The 15,710-nt window shown below is 63.1% G+C and carries 12 protein-coding genes and 1 tRNA gene; 12 read left to right on the top strand and 1 reads right to left on the bottom strand.

Translation table 11 applies throughout. The features are described from left to right. Positions 1-43 precede the first annotated feature (43 nt). Positions 44-1,000 carry an FKBP-type peptidyl-prolyl cis-trans isomerase gene (locus tag KSX58_RS07980; RefSeq protein WP_173401859.1) on the bottom strand — a complete coding sequence of 319 codons (957 nt, stop codon included), beginning with the start codon at positions 998-1,000 and terminating at the stop codon, positions 44-46. An 80-nt stretch (positions 1,001-1,080) separates the two neighbouring features. On the opposite strand from KSX58_RS07980, the gene KSX58_RS07975 reads away from it, so the two are divergent. The 12 genes from KSX58_RS07975 to KSX58_RS07920 all read left to right on the top strand — a co-directional run bounded on the left by KSX58_RS07975 (position 1,081) and on the right by KSX58_RS07920 (position 15,665). After that, entirely contained in the window at positions 1,081-2,211 is a 1,131-nt protein-coding gene (locus KSX58_RS07975) for a hypothetical protein (RefSeq protein WP_080863616.1), read from the top strand. Further along, a complete protein-coding gene (locus KSX58_RS07970) occupies positions 2,211-3,209 on the top strand; it encodes a hypothetical protein (RefSeq protein ID WP_003809846.1) in 999 nt (332 codons plus the stop codon). The genes KSX58_RS07975 and KSX58_RS07970 overlap by 1 nt, the downstream gene beginning before the upstream one ends. Positions 3,210-3,341: 132 nt before the next feature. Then, the gene (locus tag KSX58_RS07965; protein ID WP_021913582.1) at positions 3,342-4,310 is read left to right on the top strand and encodes a tetratricopeptide repeat protein; all 969 of its coding nucleotides are present in this window, start codon (positions 3,342-3,344) and stop codon (positions 4,308-4,310) included. Positions 4,311-4,455: 145 nt separating this feature from the next. Continuing rightward, a tRNA-Arg gene (locus tag KSX58_RS07960) sits at positions 4,456-4,528 on the top strand. A 278-nt stretch (positions 4,529-4,806) separates the two neighbouring features. Beyond that, positions 4,807-5,196 (top strand): Rid family detoxifying hydrolase, encoded by a 390-nt coding sequence (locus tag KSX58_RS07955; protein ID WP_151908339.1) that lies wholly within the window; start codon positions 4,807-4,809, stop codon positions 5,194-5,196. A gap of 261 nt (positions 5,197-5,457) precedes the next feature. Further along, positions 5,458-6,942: an amino acid permease gene (locus KSX58_RS07950; protein ID WP_085382131.1), complete on the top strand. Its 1,485-nt coding sequence runs from the start codon at positions 5,458-5,460 to the stop codon at positions 6,940-6,942. Between the two features lie 31 nt (positions 6,943-6,973). After that, the gene (argS, locus tag KSX58_RS07945) at positions 6,974-8,764 is read left to right on the top strand and encodes an arginine--tRNA ligase (RefSeq protein WP_217736126.1); all 1,791 of its coding nucleotides are present in this window, start codon (positions 6,974-6,976) and stop codon (positions 8,762-8,764) included. 22 nt (positions 8,765-8,786) lie between these two features. Continuing rightward, positions 8,787-10,361: a diaminopimelate decarboxylase gene (locus KSX58_RS07940; RefSeq protein ID WP_217736125.1), complete on the top strand. Its 1,575-nt coding sequence runs from the start codon at positions 8,787-8,789 to the stop codon at positions 10,359-10,361. A 158-nt stretch (positions 10,362-10,519) separates the two neighbouring features. Then, entirely contained in the window at positions 10,520-11,836 is a 1,317-nt protein-coding gene (locus KSX58_RS07935; protein ID WP_042990582.1) for a homoserine dehydrogenase, read from the top strand. A gap of 171 nt (positions 11,837-12,007) precedes the next feature. Next, positions 12,008-13,012 carry a homoserine kinase gene (gene thrB, locus KSX58_RS07930; protein WP_003809823.1) on the top strand — a complete coding sequence of 335 codons (1,005 nt, stop codon included), beginning with the start codon at positions 12,008-12,010 and terminating at the stop codon, positions 13,010-13,012. Beyond that, entirely contained in the window at positions 13,009-14,436 is a 1,428-nt protein-coding gene (locus KSX58_RS07925; RefSeq protein WP_055054972.1) for a Maf family protein, read from the top strand. Before thrB ends, KSX58_RS07925 begins: the two co-directional genes overlap by 4 nt. A gap of 110 nt (positions 14,437-14,546) precedes the next feature. Continuing rightward, positions 14,547-15,665 carry a LacI family DNA-binding transcriptional regulator gene (locus KSX58_RS07920; protein WP_038445162.1) on the top strand — a complete coding sequence of 373 codons (1,119 nt, stop codon included), beginning with the start codon at positions 14,547-14,549 and terminating at the stop codon, positions 15,663-15,665. Positions 15,666-15,710 lie beyond the last annotated feature (45 nt).

Below are 15,710 nucleotides of genomic sequence, written 5' to 3'. Positions count from 1 at the left end.
AAGCCTCCCGGGTGGGAGGCTTTTTGCGGTTAGACCGGCTGGATCAGTAGGCGGCGAGAATGTCGACCACGAAGACCAGCGTGGAATTCGCCGGAATCTTCTCCTGATCCTTGTTTCCGTAGCCGAGGCTCGGCGGCACCACCAGCAGTACCTGGGAACCGACCGTGTGGCCTGCCAGACCCTGCTTCCAGCCCTTGATCACGCTGTCAAGCGAGAAGGCGGAGGACTGTCCGCGGTCCCACGAGGAATCGAACTGCGTGCCGTCAAGCAGCCAGCCGGTGTAGTGCGCCACCACGGACTGCGTATCCTTGACCACAGCGCCCTTGCCCTTGATGAGGTCCTGGGAAATCAAGGAATCGGAGCCCTTATAGCCATTCATGTCGATCGACGGCTTGCCGTCCTTGGCGAGCGTCACTTTCGGCAGGTCGGCCGGAATGTCGGCGACCTTCTCGCCGGTGGCCTTCTTCAGGGCCTTCGACTTGGACACCAGCGTGAGTACCATCAGGTACGAGGTGCCGGAGGAATTCGAGTCGTTCACGCCGAACGCCACGGTGGAATTGAGCTTGAGGCTCTTGAAGATCTTGTAGTAGTTCTCGGTCATCTGGCTGGTATCCGAGGTGACTACGGTGGAGCAGTCGGGGGTGTTCTTCTCCCACGTGCTGGCCAGTTCGGAACCATCCTTGACGCTGATGGCGATGCCCTGCGAGCAGACGCGGTCGCCGTCCTCGATCTGGGCTCCGTCGCCCTTCTGCAGCACCACGTAGCTGTTGTCCTCAACCGTCATCGGCGTCTTGAACGAGACGGTCGGCTTCTTGCCGAGCTCGCCCTTGGCGGTCACGCCGGCGATCTGGTGCATGCCGATTTTTTCGGAAGATGAGGAGGAATCCGAGTTCGACTTGTCGGATTTCGCGCTGGAATTACCGCCGCACGCAGTGACGCCCAGGCACATGACCGTTGCGCAGACTGCCGTGACGGCCTTGGAAAGAAGTGATTTACGCATAGGGCCAACCATAGCGGCAAAGCATGATTTTCATGTTTTTTTCAGGCTTGTGCAAACGGACCCTGTAGAATGGAAAAGCTATGACTGTATTGCAGGAAGAACAAGAGAAGCCGCAGATCGAGACGGGCCCTACCCGGCATGCGAAGATCATGCGTGGCATCGTCACGCCTATTTTCGGCTTGCTTGCCATCGCATGCGTCGTGTTTGGCGTGTTGAATTCAACCGTCTGGAAACCGGACAATGAGATCACCGCCGCCGCTCCGGTGAACGGTTCGGAATACGTGGTCACCGATCCGAACGTGCTGCAGCTGGTAGACAGCCGCGTCAATATTTCGGCCAAATCCCGTGACAAGAAATCCAATGTGTGCATCGCCATAGGTTCCGCGCGCGACGTTGCCGGATGGATTGCGGGAAGCAAGTACATGCGCGTCTCCGGTCTGTCCGATTGGACGACGCTTTCCACCATGAAGGTCTCCGCGCAGGGAACCGCGGACAATTCCCAGAACCAGGTGGCTTTCAAGGACTCCGACATGTGGCGCACCATCAAGTGCAATGACGGTGCCGTTGATATGCAGGTCAAAGGATCGAACAGCAATAACGCCGAGGATGTTGTGGCGTTGATTGATTTCGGCAACCGCAAGGGAGATACGGTCACTCTGAATTGGGACCGTCGTAACCTGCCGAATTTCGCCATGCCGTTGTATCTTGCCGGCGGACTGCTGGCGATTCTCGCCGTGCTTTCCGCTTCCGTATTCGCCATGCCGCCGCATAAGCGCCGCAACAAGCGCGCTTTCGCCATGGTCGAAGGCGTTGGCGTCAACGAAGGCGATGAGAACGAGGTTTCGGCTTGGGTGAAGAACGCCGAAACCGCCGCCAGCAACAGGGCACGGAGCAGGTCGCATCACGGCAGGCGTCGCCATGCGGAACATCGCACCGGCGGTCGTATGTCATCGTTCGAGGAAACGCAACAGCCCGTCATCGTCGATCCTGTGGCACGTAACCTGGTCGCCGACCAGCAGAACACGATTGCGGAAAGCCAGCCGACTGTGTCCGAATCGACCGTATTTGAATCGACGGCGGGCGAATCGTCTGTTGACGACGAGGCGACTTCCGTGATCTCGCAGGATGAGCTTGCCGCGTATTTCGCTCGTCTTGCCCAAGAGGAGGTTCAGACGGAAACGCAGGAAGACGGCCAAGAGGAGGACCAGTGATGAGGAAGCGTAGTCAGGCGATTATCGCGGCCATGCTCGCGCTGGGAATGGCCGTCGGCATGTGCGGTTGCGAAGGCCAGCTGCCGACCCCGAAAGCCACCACCCGGCAGGATGCGCCGAACTTGAGCGCCAAGCAGGAGCAAAAGGTCCGCACGAGGATTCTCAAAACGCTCGACCAGTGCAATCAGAACCGTGACACTGATACGTTGCCGACGATTCTCGAAGGTCCGGAACTGGACATCCGCACCAGCGAGCTGAACGTAGCGAAAGCCACGGGCAATCTTGACCGTAAGACCACCATCCCCACGGATCTGGCCCAGGCCGTGATCTCCACGGATGCCGGCTGGCCACGGTCCGTGTTCTCCATCACGTCCACAACCAAGGACCAGCAGTCCAAGCGTCTGCTGGTGTTCAGGCAGGATTCCGCACGCCAGAACTACAAGCTGTGGGGTGTGGCGCGACTGTTCTCCGGCGTGAAGATGCCGAGTTTCGAAATCTCCAAAACCGGCAGCGCGCAGGGAACGCCTACGGACACCGGTCTGGTCATGACGCCGAAAGCGGCGGTGGACGCGTATGCGGACCTGCTGCAGAACGGGGCGAACAGCAAGTACGCCAGCAAATTCGCGGATGATGATCTGCGATCGAAGCTTGCCGATCTGACTGCCCAGGTGCAGAAGGCCATGGAGCTTAACGAAGGCACGCAGCAGCAGACCTTCGAACCGGTCAATGGAGCCATCAGCGTCATGCGTTCCGCGGACGGCGGCGATCTGGTGGTGGCGCAGATCAACTCCGAATGGACGCGTTCCGCCGGCGCTGGCCGTGAATCGCAGCCGGCCTCTGACGCGGAAAAGGCGCTGTTCGGCAATGGCAAGGCCACCAGCACCATGAAGACGAGCTATGTGAACGTCATCGCGCTGTATGTTCCGCCGGCGAATTCCGGGCAGAAAATCACCGCGGTCGGTTCCGAACGCCAGCCGGTGAAGGTCGAAGCGCTGTAAAACGACGGGTCCTTGGACGCGCATCGTCGGCGGTTTTCCGCCTATCGCGCATCCGTGGGAATGAAAACCGGGAAATCGTTGTTGGCACCTATAGTTGGTGCCAGCAACGATTTCGTGTTTTTGGAGGCAAGTATGGCAGAGCAGCAAGCGTTCCATCCGGGTGTTTCATTGGCGGGAGCCGTTGATCTGGAAGCGCTCAAGCATCAGGTGAAGGCCGAGCCGGGGCAGGCGGGCGGCGCTCCGGCGGCTGGCGGATATGTCATCGACACCACGGAGAACACGTTCCAGGCCATGGTGCAGACCTCCGCCACGTTCCCGATTCTGCTGTTCCTGTGGGTGCCGACCGACGACCGTCTGTTCGCCATGGCACGCGCATTGGGTGACGCGGTGAACAAGCTCAACGGCCAGATCCAGCTGTCCCGCATCGACATCGCATCCAATCCCTCCATCGCACAGGCGTTCCAGATTCAGGGCGCGCCGGCGCTGTTCGCGTTGATCGGCGGCCGTCCGATGCCGATTCTGCAGGGCCTTCCGTCCGACGAGGAACTGCAGCAGATCACAGACGTGGTCGTGCCGAAGCTTATCGCCGCCGCACAGCAGGCCGGCGTGACCGGCACCGCTCCGTATTCGGGCGATCCGGACTCCGACGCGGCCAATTCCGCATCCGCCGGCAGTGTGCAGGATCAGGTGCCGCCGGAACATCAGGAAGCGTACATGCTGGCACAGCAGGGCGATTACGCCGGTGCCGCCGCCGCGTACGAGAAGGTTTTGGAAGCCGATCCGAACGATACGCGCGCCGCCCGCGAACGTGCGAAGGCGCTGCTGCTGGCCCGTTCCGCCAATGCGGACGTGCGCGTGGTGCGTGCCGCTGCCGCCGACAAGCCGGACGATGTGGACGCGCAGCTTGCCGTCGCCGACATCGACATGATCGGCGGGCAGATCCAGGACGCGTTCGACCGTCTGCTTGATTTCGTGGCGGCGGGCCACAAGGCCGACATCGAGCCGGTGCGCCAGCGTCTGCTCGAATACTTCACGATCCCCGAGCCGACCGACGAGCGTCTGAAGCGCGCACGTCGTCGCCTCGCCACCCTCATGTACTGAGCGTGCAGCGCGTGCTGGTTGCGCCGAGCACTCTGATGCATTGAGCGCGCGTACTGACTTTCCCAACGATTGCAAGGTCTGCGTCACGTTTTTCGCCGAATCGTGTCGCAAACGGGCGCAGACCGTGTACAGTAGTGCGTTGCATGGGTTTGTAGCTCAGCGGATAGAGCGTCTGTCTCCGGAACAGAAGGTCGTGGGTTCGATCCCCATCAAGCCCACCGGGCAAGGCTCCAGTCGAACGGCTGGAGCTTTTTTGTTGCTCGTTTGTTGTATTTTTCCGCGGTTTTCCTTGCGATTCCGCCGTTTTCGTGCCTGCTGCGTCGTGTGGTGCCAACTCCGGCCATATCGTTCTGTGAACGGTTTTTCCCGCTTCCACCCATCGGAAAAGTATGATTTCAGGTGCGACGCAAATAGCGCATGTACGGGCATATTGGCACATACTTGGCGCGCGTTTACATACCTTGCGGCAACATACCTTACGACAAAGGAGAACAGTATGAGCGAAAAGCTGGAAGCAGTGGCCACCTCCGAAGCCCCGGCAGCACTCGGCGCCTACAGCCAGGCCGTGAAGGCCAACGGATTCGTGTTCGTCTCCGGCCAGCTGGGCATCGACCCGGCCACCGGCGAACTGTCCGGCGAAACCGCTGGCGAGCAGGCCGCACAGGCACTGAAGAACATCAAGCACATCCTCGACACCGCCGGCTCCGGCATCGAGCATGTGGTTCGTGCCACCATCTACATGAAGAACGTCGAGGACTTCCATGAGGTCGACGACGTGTACGCGCAGACCTTCATCGGCTCCGTCAAGCCGGCCCGCGTGGCCTTTGGCGGCAACGACATTCCGAAGGGCGCGCTCGTCGAGATCGACGCCATCGCCGCGCTCTGAGCATTTCGCACGTTTCGTAGGTATCGCAAGCATTGCGATTACTGCGATTGCCTACCGCTACCTGCGATCAAACGGCCCGCACGCTTTTCCAGCATGCGGGCTGACGCTTTTTTACGGACTTCCGCGGGCTTCTGCACACTTCCGCGAACTATGGACGACCATCGCACGTTGCCGTGAGTCTGACGTATAGTATTTGCGATTGTTCGGCCAGCCAAACTATGTGCCGTACCCAACCAAACGTAAGAGGAGCTGGAAGCAAGCATGGCGCAATCGCAAGAAAAGCCCGACGTCGAACAGGGCGGCCTGGAACGCAAGATGGAAACGCGCCACCTGACCATGATCTCGCTCGGCGGCGTGATCGGCACAGGCCTGTTTTTAAGCTCCGGCTACACCATCCATCAGGCGGGCCCGCTCGGCGCGATCATCGCGTACGCCATCGGTTCGCTGCTCGTCTACTTCATCATGCTGAGCCTCGGCGAGCTGTCTGTGGCCATGCCGTACGCCGGCAGCTTCCACCTGTATGCGAAGCGTTTCATCGGCCCCGGCACCGCGTTCACCATCGCCGTGCTCTACTGGCTGAATTGGGCGGTGGCGCTCGCCTCCGAATTCACCGCCGCGGGCCTGCTGATGCAACGCTGGTTCCCGCATTCGCCCGCATGGGTCTGGTCGGCCGCGTTCATCGTGGTCGTGTTCCTGCTCAACATCCTGTCGGTGCGCCTGTACGGCGAATCGGAATTCTGGTTCGCGTCCATCAAGGTGTTCGCCATCATCGCGTTCATCATCATTGGCCTGCTGGCCATGTTCGGCGCGATTCCGATCGCCGGCTATGACCACGCGCCCATGTTCGAGAACTTCTACAGCGACGGCTGGCTGCCCAACGGCGTGCTGCCGATTTTCTCCACGCTGCTGACGGTCGTGTTCGCCTTCTCCGGCACCGAAGTGGTCGGCGTCGCGGCGGGCGAGACGAAGGACCCGTCCAAGGCGATTCCGAAGGCCGTGCACACCACCGTGCTGCGTCTGGCGATCTTCTTCATCGGCTCGATCGCCGTCATGGCGGCGCTGATTCCGTGGCACAAGTCCGGCGTCGACGCGAGCCCGTTCGTGCTTGTCTTCCAATCGATCGGCATGCCGTTCGCCGGCGACATCATGAACTTCGTGGTGCTCACGGCGGTGCTGTCCGCCGCGAATTCCGGCCTCTACGTGTGCTCGCGCATGGTGTGGTCGCTGGCGCAGGAAGGCATGATCCCGCGCGTGCTCGCCAAAACCAACTTCCATGGTGTGCCGGTGTGCGCCGTGATGTTCAGCATGGCCGGCTCGCTGCTGGCGCTGCTGTCCTCCGTGGTAGCCGCTTCGACCGTCTACCTCGCGCTGGTCGCGGTTTCCGGCCTGGCCACACTGGTGGTGTGGGCGTCGGTTTCCGTCTGCCACTTGCGATTCCGCCACCAATGGCTCGCGCAGGGACATACGGTTGGCGAGCTCAAGTACCGCGCGCCTGGCTACCCGTTCGTGCCGATCGTCGCGATTGTGATGTGCGTCGGCGCGCTGGTTCTGGTGATTTGCGATCCGTCGCAGCGCTCCACGCTGCTGTACATGATTCCGTTCGTGGCGCTGTGCTACACGGGCTACTACGCGTCCGTGGCGTGGCGTGCGAAACGGCATGGCGGGCAGGACGATGCTCAGAACGCCTTGCAAAGCGTTCCGCAGGACGTATCGCAACCCCATCGTGAGGATGGACAGGAAGACTGATTCTGTCAGCGTGCCCGGTATTCTTGGAAGAATGAGTCCAGAAGCCCTTAGTGAACTGATTTTCAACATTGCCAACACCCTTGTCTCCGAAGGCAAGGCAGGCACCCTGACCGCCGACCTGATTCCGCCGCAGGCCAAGTTCGCCGTGATGCGCCCGAAGGACCGCGCGCACGGCGATTGGGCGTCCAACGCGGCCATGCAGCTGGCCAAGAAGGCCGGCATGAAGCCGCGTGATTTCGCCGAACTGTTCGCCGCCGAACTGACCAATGCCGACGGCATCAAGTCCGTGGAAGTGGCCGGCCCCGGCTTCATCAACATCACGCTTGACTCCGCCTCCGCGGCGGCCGTGGTGGACGCCGTGCTCGAAGCCGGCAGCGACTACGGCAAGAACGACCATCTGGGCGGCGAGACCCTGAACCTCGAATTCGTATCTGCCAACCCGACCGGCCCGATCCACATCGGCGGCACCCGCTGGGCGGCCGTCGGCGATTCCATGGCCCGCGTGCTTGAGGCCAACGGCGCCAAGGTGGTGCGCGAATACTACTTCAACGACCACGGCGAGCAGATCAACCGCTTTGCCAAGTCGCTCGTCGCCGCGGCCCACGGCGAGGAAACCCCGATCGACGGCTACAAGGGCGCGTACATCGACGAAATCGCCAAGCGTGTCATCGACGAAGCCAACGCGGACGGCGTGGACGTGCTGAGCCTGCCGCGCGTCGACGGTGGCGTGGACAAGGACGGCGAACCGCTCGGCGAAGGCGATTCCGAGCAGCGCGAGGAATTCCGCAAGCGCGCCGTACCGATGATGTTCGACGAGATTCAGAAGTCCATGAAGAACTTCCGCGTCAACTTCGACGTGTGGTTCCACGAAAACAGCCTGTATTCCGATGGCGAAGTGGACAAGGCCATCGCCGATCTGCGCGCCCGCGGCGACATCTACGAGAAGGACGGTGCCACCTGGTTCGAATCCACCAAGCACGGTGACGACAAGGACCGAGTGATCATCAAGTCCGACGGCAATTATGCATATTTCGCGGCCGACATCGCTTACTATCGCAACAAGCGCCACCGCGACGTGAACCCGGCCGACATCGCCATCTACATGCTCGGCGCCGACCACCACGGCTACATCGGCCGCATGATGGCCATGTGCGCAGCCTTCGGCGACAAGCCGGGCGAGAACATGCAGATCCTGATCGGCCAGCTCGTCAACGTCATGAAGGACGGCAAGGCCGTGCGCATGTCGAAGCGCGCCGGCAACGTCGTCACCATCGACGATTTGACCGACGCCATCGGCGTGGACGCCTCCCGCTATTCGCTGGCCCGCACCGACTACAACTCCCCGGTGGATATCGACCTGAACCTGCTGTCCTCGCATTCCAACGAGAATCCGGTGTACTACGTGCAGTACGCGCACGCCCGCTCCTGCAACGTGGACCGCAACGCGGCCGCCGCCGGCATCACCTACGAAGGCGCCGACGTGAGCCTGCTCGACACCACCGCCGACGGCGAAGTGCTCGCCGCGCTCGCCCAGTGGCCCGCCCTGCTGCGCGAAGCGGGCGACCTGCGCGCCCCGCACCGCGTGGCCCACTACCTGGAGGACCTCGCCGCCACCTACCACAAGTGGTACAACGTGGAGCGCGTCGTGCCGATGGAGCTCACCGACCCGGAGGCCCGCGGGGAACAGGCCGACGCCATCCGCATCGCCAAGGCTCCGGAACCGGCGCGCGCCGCCGCCCGACTCAAGCTCAACGACGCCGTGCAGACGGTCATCGCCGAAGGCCTCGACCTGCTCGGCGTCACCGCCCCCGACAAGATGTGACCGGCAGGAGATAACGCAAACCATGTCTGTGAGTCCAATCTGGCCGGCCGGCTCGGCCGTGAACGCCGAAGGTGAGATCACCTTCCACGGCCGCACCGCCGCAAGCCTGCTCGACGAATTCGGCTCGCCGCTCTACGTCATCGACACCGACGACGTGCGCGCCCGCGCCACGAAATTCGTGCACGCCGCGTCCCACGCGTTCAACAACACCGTCACCCACGTCAGCTTCGCCGGCAAAGCGCTGCTAAGCAAGGAAATCTGCCGAATCGTCACCGAATCCGGCATGCTCATCGACACCTGCACCATGGGCGAGATGCGCATCGCGCTCGCCGCGGGTGTCCCCGGCCGCCGGCTCGTGCTGCACGGCAACAACAAGTCCGACGCGGAAATCGAACTCGCCATCGAACAGGGCTTCAACAAAATCGTGATCGACGAGCCGGATGAGCCGGCACGCATCGCCGCGATCGCCAAGCGGCTCGGCAAGCGCGCCCGCGTCATGCTGCGCGTCACCTCCGGCATCCACGCCGGCGGCCACGAATTCGTGTCCACCGCCCACGAGGACCAGAAGTTCGGCGTGGCCCTGCTGCCCGCCGGAGCCGACGCCGGCAAACTCGGCGTGCTCGACGACCTCACCGACGTGACGCCCGCCGGCTCGAATGCACGACTCGGCGAACACGCCTCCGAAGTCCATGCGCAACGCGAGCTGCAGTACGACATCAAATACCCGTACGATTTGAGCCACGAGAAGGTCTCCGAAGGCGACCGCAGGCTCGCCGAAGCCATGACCATGGTGGCCGACGGCCCGGCGCTCGCCGTGCTCAAGGACATCTACCGCCGCCAGGACGTGCTCGAACTGGTCGGCGTGCACTCGCATATCGGCTCCAACATCCATGACGCGGACGCTTTCATCCAGGCGGCCAAGCGCATGATGCTGCTGCGCAAGACCTTCTACGCCACCGATGCGTACACCCTGCCGGAGGTCGATCTGGGCGGCGGCTATTCCGTGGCCTACACCGACGGCGAGGATTCCATGGACATCGACGTGGAGCTCGGCAGGCTCGCCGACGCGGTCAGCACCGTGAACCGCGCGCTCGGCATGCCGGCCCCGGTCATCTCCTTCGAGCCGGGCCGCTGGACGGTGGCCCCCACCGGCGTCACGCTGTACCGCGTGGGCACCGTCAAGCCGGTCGAGCTTTCCGGCGAGGCGAAAGACAAGTCAGGCAATCCGGTGACGGAACGTGTGTACGTGTCCGTGGATGGCGGCATGAGCGACAACATTCGTCCGGCGCTGTACGGCTCCGACTACACCGCGCGTCTGGCCAACCGCAAGGGAAGCGAGCAGACCAAGCTGTGCCGCGTGGTCGGCATGCACTGCGAATCGGGAGATATCGTCGTCAACGAGGTGCGGCTGCCCGCCGACATCAAGCGTGGCGACATCCTCGCGGTGCCGGTCACCGGCGCATACGGCCGCACGATGGCCAGCAACTACAACCAGGCGCTGATTCCCGCCGTGGTCGGCGTCGGCGAGGCCGGCGCACACGTCATGATCCGCCGGCAGACGATCGACGATCTGCTGAGCTGGGACGTCAGCGAATAGTCCACGATTGCGTCTCACGGTATGGACGGTTTTCGGGCTTCCTTGCGGGGAAAGCTTCGGAAACCGTCCATTTTCTTGATATTCCGCGGCCTTACGTCATATTGAGACCGTACAATAAGCAAGGTCACACCAATACTTCACATTCAAGGGAGGATGCCTTGGCACAGGAAGATGTTGCGCCGATTCGCGTTGGATTGCTGGGCGCAGGTACCGTTGGTTCCCAGACCGCACGCCTGCTGGTCGAGCAGAAGGACGAGCTTGCCGCACGTATCGGACGACCGATCGAGCTGACCGGCGTCGCCTGCCTCGACCCGGTGGAAACCGATCCGTTCCCGTGGATCGACAAGGCCATCGTGACCACCGACACCATGAGCGTGGCCACCAATTCCGACATCGTCATCGAGCTGATCGGCGGCACCGGCGTGGCACGCAAGTTCGTGCTCGCCGCCATCGAATCCGGCGCCTCCGTGGTCACCGCCAACAAGGCGCTGCTGGCCAAGTATGGTCCGGAGATCTACGCGGCCGCCGAAGCCAAGGGCGTCGACATCTACTTCGAAGCCTCCGTGGGCGGCGCCATCCCGTTCCTCAAGCCGCTGCGCGAATCCCTCGTCGGAGACAAGGTGACGAGCATGCTCGGCATCGTCAACGGCACCACCAACTACATCCTCGACGAGATGACCACCAAGGGCCTCGACTTCGATGACGTGCTCAAGGACGCGCAGGCTAAGGGCTACGCCGAAGCCGATCCGACCGGCGACATCGAGGGCTACGACGCGGCCAACAAGGCCGCGATCATGGCCACCCTCGGCTTCCACACCTCCGTCACCATCGACGACGTCTCCGTCGAGGGCATCACCAAGATCACCGCCGACGACATCGCCGCCGCCACCGCGGAAAACAAGGTGATCAAGCTGCTCGCCGTCGTGGAGAACACCGATGCCGGCGTGTCCGCGCGCGTCTACCCGGCACTGATCTCCAACACCCATCCGCTGGCCTCCGTGCACGGCTCCTTCAACGCCGTGTTCGTCAAGGCCGAAGCCGCGGACGACCTCATGTTCTACGGCCGCGGCGCCGGCGGCGCTCCGACCGCCTCCGCGGTCGTCGGCGACGTGGTCACCGAAGCCCGCCATATCGCACAGGGCTGCACCGGTCCGTCCATCCCGCTGTACAAGGATCTGAAGAAGGCTCCGATCGAGGCGTCCAAGGCCGAGTTCGCGGTCCGTTTCGTGATTCACGACAATCCGGGCGTGCTCGCCGCGATCGCAGCCAAGTTCGCCGACCATGGCGTGTCCATCAACGGCGTGAACCAGGATCTGAAGCCGACGCTGAAGGATCCGGGCTATGACGGCGAGCTGCAGCAGCTGCGTCTGGTCACCCACATGACCGACGAGCTCACCCTGCGCGAAACCGTCAAGGACGTGTGCGAGCTGGATTGCGTGTGCGGAGAGCCGTCGATCCTGCGCGTGCTGAACTGATATCGGATGCGATTCGGGCCCATGATGCGATTGACATGCAAGCCATGCCAAGCCGCCGTCATGGGCCCGAATACGATGCACGGGTGCGGTTCCCCCTGAAATTTGACTCTGGCACTGCCACGGTATACGGTGCTTGATTTGTAATGAAGATGTGACGAAGGACGACGAGAGATGACTCCAGTTACCCGCAAGGTGCGTGTGAAGGTTCCGGCCACCAGCGCCAATCTTGGCTCCGGTTTCGATACGGTCGGTTTGGCCTTGGACTATCATGACGAGCTTGAATTCACGCTGAGCGCCGACCCGGTGAACACCGCGGCGCAGGTGATGATCGAAGGCGAGGGCGAGGACACCCTGCCACGTGACGAGACGCACCTGGTGGTCTCCACGTTCCGCCGCGCATGCCAGACCTTCGGCCTGGGACGCGTCGGATTCATCCTGCAGGCGCACAACAACATCCCGCAGGCGCGAGGCATGGGCTCCTCCGCCGAGGCCATCGTCGCCGGCATCGCCGCCGCGGCAGCCTTCGCGCAGGACGACGACCTCAACCGCGACGCCGTGTTCGAGCTGGCCGCCGCCATCGAAGGCCATCCGGACAACGTGGCCCCGGCCGTGTACGGCGGCCTGACCATGTCCTGGGACATGGAGACCGCGGAAGGTGTCGGATCCGTGCCGATTCCAGGCGGCGAGCCGATGCACAACGGCTTCCATACCATCAATTACCGCGTGGCGGACGATCTGACCGCGGCCGTGTTCGTGCCGGACTACGAGCTGTCCACCGAAAAGGCCCGTCAGGCGTTGCCGACTGAGATTCCGTTCAAGGACGCCGTGCACAACGTCTCCCGTGTGAGCCTACTGCCGGCCGCCATGAACCCCGCGATGCTGGCCTCCGGCTCGCGTCAGAACGCCAACGCACTGCTGTTCGCGGCCACGCAGGACCGCCTGCATCAGCCGTACCGCGCCTCGCTGATGGAGCCGTCCTGGGCGCTGATCGAGAAGATGCGCTCCCACGGCTTCGCCTCCACCGTGTCCGGCGCCGGCCCATGCGTGCTTGTGCTGCACCATGGCGACGCCCACGAGGAACTCGAACGGATCGCCGCCGAAGAGCTGGCATCCGGCCATTGGCGTGTGCTGCATCTCGCGGTCGACACCAAGGGTGTGCAGGTGGAACGCGCATGAGCATCCCGCTGATTCTCGCCTCCCAGTCCCGTCCACGCCGTGACGTGCTGTTCTCCGCCGGCATCTGCCCGACCATCCGTGTCTCGCACGTCGACGAGCCTGCCGCGCTCGAACGCGAGGCGGCCGCGCTTGGCGTCACCGTGAACGACCTGAGCGTCGAACAGCGTGTGATGATTCTCGCCACGGCGAAGGCCGAGGCCGTGCACCAGGCGTATCGCAACATCGCCGATACCGCGGCGCACGCGCGCGGGGAGCGCGTGGTCGGCTTCCCGCTCCGGGCAGCAGACGATCGCGACGCATCCTCGGCGGGCACAGCCGCACGCACGGACAGCGCGCAGTCCGCCGACGAGACGAAGACCCGCGATTTCTCCGGCATCGCCATTCCCACCGTCGCCGAGCCGATCGCCGATTTCGTGGATGGCCGTCCGAGCCTGACCCGTTCGAAGGCCGGCCCGCTGATTCTCGGCTGCGATTCCATGTTCCTGCTGGACGGCGAATGCTACGGCAAGCCGCATAGCGAAGAGGTAGCGCGCGAACGGCTGCGTGCCATGCGCGGTGCCACCGGCGAGCTGTGGACCGGCCATTGCCTCATCGACTTCGCGTCGGGCCGCATGGTGCGCGGCGCCAGCAAAGCGACCCTGCACTTCTGCGAATATTCCGACCTGGATATCGAACGCTACATCGCCACCGGCGAGCCGCTGGAAGTGGCCGGATCGTTCACTTTGGAAGGTTTCGGCGGCGCGTTCATCGACTCGATCGAAGGCGATCCGCACGGCATCATCGGCCTGAGCCTGCCGTTGGCGCGCCGTCTGGCGGCGCAATTGGGCGTCGAATGGACCGACCTGTGGAACGTCACCCGCTCCGACCTTGTGCCGGACGCCGAATATGATGCGAAAACGGGTGCCGCGAAGCCGCTGCCGCCCAAGGAGAACGTGCACCAGCCGGGAGACGGCTGGGTCGATTGCGCCTGCGGTCGCAAGCATTGGGGCACGAACGGCGCGTCCGGCGTGCTCTTGGCCCGCCGCAGTGAGACGACCGGTGAGGTGACGCACGTCGTCATGCAGCACCGCGCGGTATGGAGCGCGGAAGGCGGCACGTGGGGCATTCCCGGCGGTGCCACCGCCGACGGCGAAAGCCCGATTGAGGGCGCGTTGCGTGAATCGTACGAGGAAGCCAACATCACGCCGGAGGACATCGACGTGGTCGGCTCATACTGCGAGGACCACGGCCCATGGTCGTATACCACGGTGTTCGCCTTCGAAAAGCCGGGGCATCGTGTCGAGCCCAAGGCCAACGACGACGAAAGCATGGAGATCGAATGGGTGCCGGTCGATGACGTGCCCAACCGCAAGCTGCTGACCGCCATGCGCACCGATTGGCCCAACTTCGCGGCGCGTCTGCGTGCTTTGGCGGCCGTGCGGTAGCCTGCGCGCAGTGTGCCGCATCCTTGGAGCATGAGGGTTGTTAGCGCTAACTGAAGTTGCGTGTACAATAGGCGAACGTACCAACAGTTGTGTGCGAAAGGCGACGGGGCATGGCAGGCAAACGCAATGCGGGCAATAAGCGTCCTTCGATGTTCGAAGTGGCGAAGCTGGCTGGTGTGAGCCACCAGACGGTCTCGCGCGTCATCAACCATTCGCCGGACGTCTCCGACGCCACCCGCGAGAAGGTGCAGAAGGCCATCGACCAGCTCGGATACCGTCCCAGCAACTCCGCCCGCGCGCTCGCCTCGCACCGGTCCCGCACCATCGGCCTGATCGCCGGCGGCCAGCATTTCTATGGCCCGATTTCCACGATTTCCGCGATTGAGACGATGGCCCGCCAGCATGGCCTGTTCGTGACGGTGAGCATGGTGCATGAGGCGCTGTGCTCGCAGGAGGAATTCGACGACCTGTGCCGCACCTTCGACGAGATGAACGTCGATGCGTTCATCTTCCTCACGCCCACCGATGTCATGTTCTCCGCGGCATGCCGGACGCGGATCGCGCAGCCTCGTGTGATCGTCACATCCACGCACGGTGGCATCGGCGTGCAGGACGGCCTGCGGCTGATGAAGTCCGCCGACCGCCGCCGCGTATCCGTCGTCGGCATGGACCAATGGTCCGCGATGGCCGACGTGATGCATCTAGTCGTGGAATACGGGCACCGTTCGGTGCTGTATTTCGCCGGTCCCAAGGAGTGGCGCGACGCGGCGACGCGCCTGCTGGCATGGAACAAGCTATGCGCGGCCAATGCAGTCAATTCCGTGACGGTGCAGTGTGAGACCTGGGAATCCTCTGAAGCGTACGGCAAGATGAACCACATTCTCGACAACATCGGCCGCACCGGCGGCAATCTGCCGACATGCATGGTCTGCGCCAACGACAGCCAGGCCGTGGGTGTGGCCCGCGCGCTGCATGAGCATGGCGTGCGCATTCCGCAGGATGTGAGCCTAGTGGGTTTCGACGACATGCCTGCCATGGACAATATGTTCCCGCCGCTGACCACGGTCCGCCCCGGCTTTGAGCAGCTGGGTGTCGCCGCCATGCGCGAGACGCTGTACTTGCTGGGCGCGGGGGAGGAGAACTCCTTCGGATCATCGCAGCATGGCGTCGGACTGGTGTCGGCGCAGATGGTCAACCGCAGCTCCCTGGGTCCTGTCCGCCGCCGCTAAGGCGCTGCTTCTTCTCGATTTGTTTATATATTCATTGCTCCGATG

Origin of the sequence: Bifidobacterium sp. MSK.17.10 (assembly GCF_019129655.1) — a bacterium.
GTDB classification, from domain to species: domain Bacteria; phylum Actinomycetota; class Actinomycetes; order Actinomycetales; family Bifidobacteriaceae; genus Bifidobacterium; species Bifidobacterium adolescentis.
Note: the sequence above shows the minus strand (reverse complement) of the source record. Positions and strands in the feature narration are given on the sequence as shown.

What these genes read in the sequence shown, in the direction of transcription:
- KSX58_RS07980 (WP_173401859.1), bottom strand. Translation starts at nt 1,000, where the DNA reads ATGCGTAAATCACTTCTTTCCAAGGCCGTCACGGCAGTCTGCGCAACG.
- KSX58_RS07975 (WP_080863616.1), top strand. Translation starts at nt 1,081, where the DNA reads ATGACTGTATTGCAGGAAGAACAAGAGAAGCCGCAGATCGAGACGGGC.
- KSX58_RS07970 (WP_003809846.1), top strand. Translation starts at nt 2,211, where the DNA reads ATGAGGAAGCGTAGTCAGGCGATTATCGCGGCCATGCTCGCGCTGGGA.
- KSX58_RS07965 (WP_021913582.1), top strand. Translation starts at nt 3,342, where the DNA reads ATGGCAGAGCAGCAAGCGTTCCATCCGGGTGTTTCATTGGCGGGAGCC.
- KSX58_RS07955 (WP_151908339.1), top strand. Translation starts at nt 4,807, where the DNA reads ATGAGCGAAAAGCTGGAAGCAGTGGCCACCTCCGAAGCCCCGGCAGCA.
- KSX58_RS07950 (WP_085382131.1), top strand. Translation starts at nt 5,458, where the DNA reads ATGGCGCAATCGCAAGAAAAGCCCGACGTCGAACAGGGCGGCCTGGAA.
- argS (WP_217736126.1), top strand. Translation starts at nt 6,974, where the DNA reads ATGAGTCCAGAAGCCCTTAGTGAACTGATTTTCAACATTGCCAACACC.
- KSX58_RS07940 (WP_217736125.1), top strand. Translation starts at nt 8,787, where the DNA reads ATGTCTGTGAGTCCAATCTGGCCGGCCGGCTCGGCCGTGAACGCCGAA.
- thrB (WP_003809823.1), top strand. Translation starts at nt 12,008, where the DNA reads ATGACTCCAGTTACCCGCAAGGTGCGTGTGAAGGTTCCGGCCACCAGC.
- KSX58_RS07925 (WP_055054972.1), top strand. Translation starts at nt 13,009, where the DNA reads ATGAGCATCCCGCTGATTCTCGCCTCCCAGTCCCGTCCACGCCGTGAC.
- KSX58_RS07920 (WP_038445162.1), top strand. Translation starts at nt 14,547, where the DNA reads ATGGCAGGCAAACGCAATGCGGGCAATAAGCGTCCTTCGATGTTCGAA.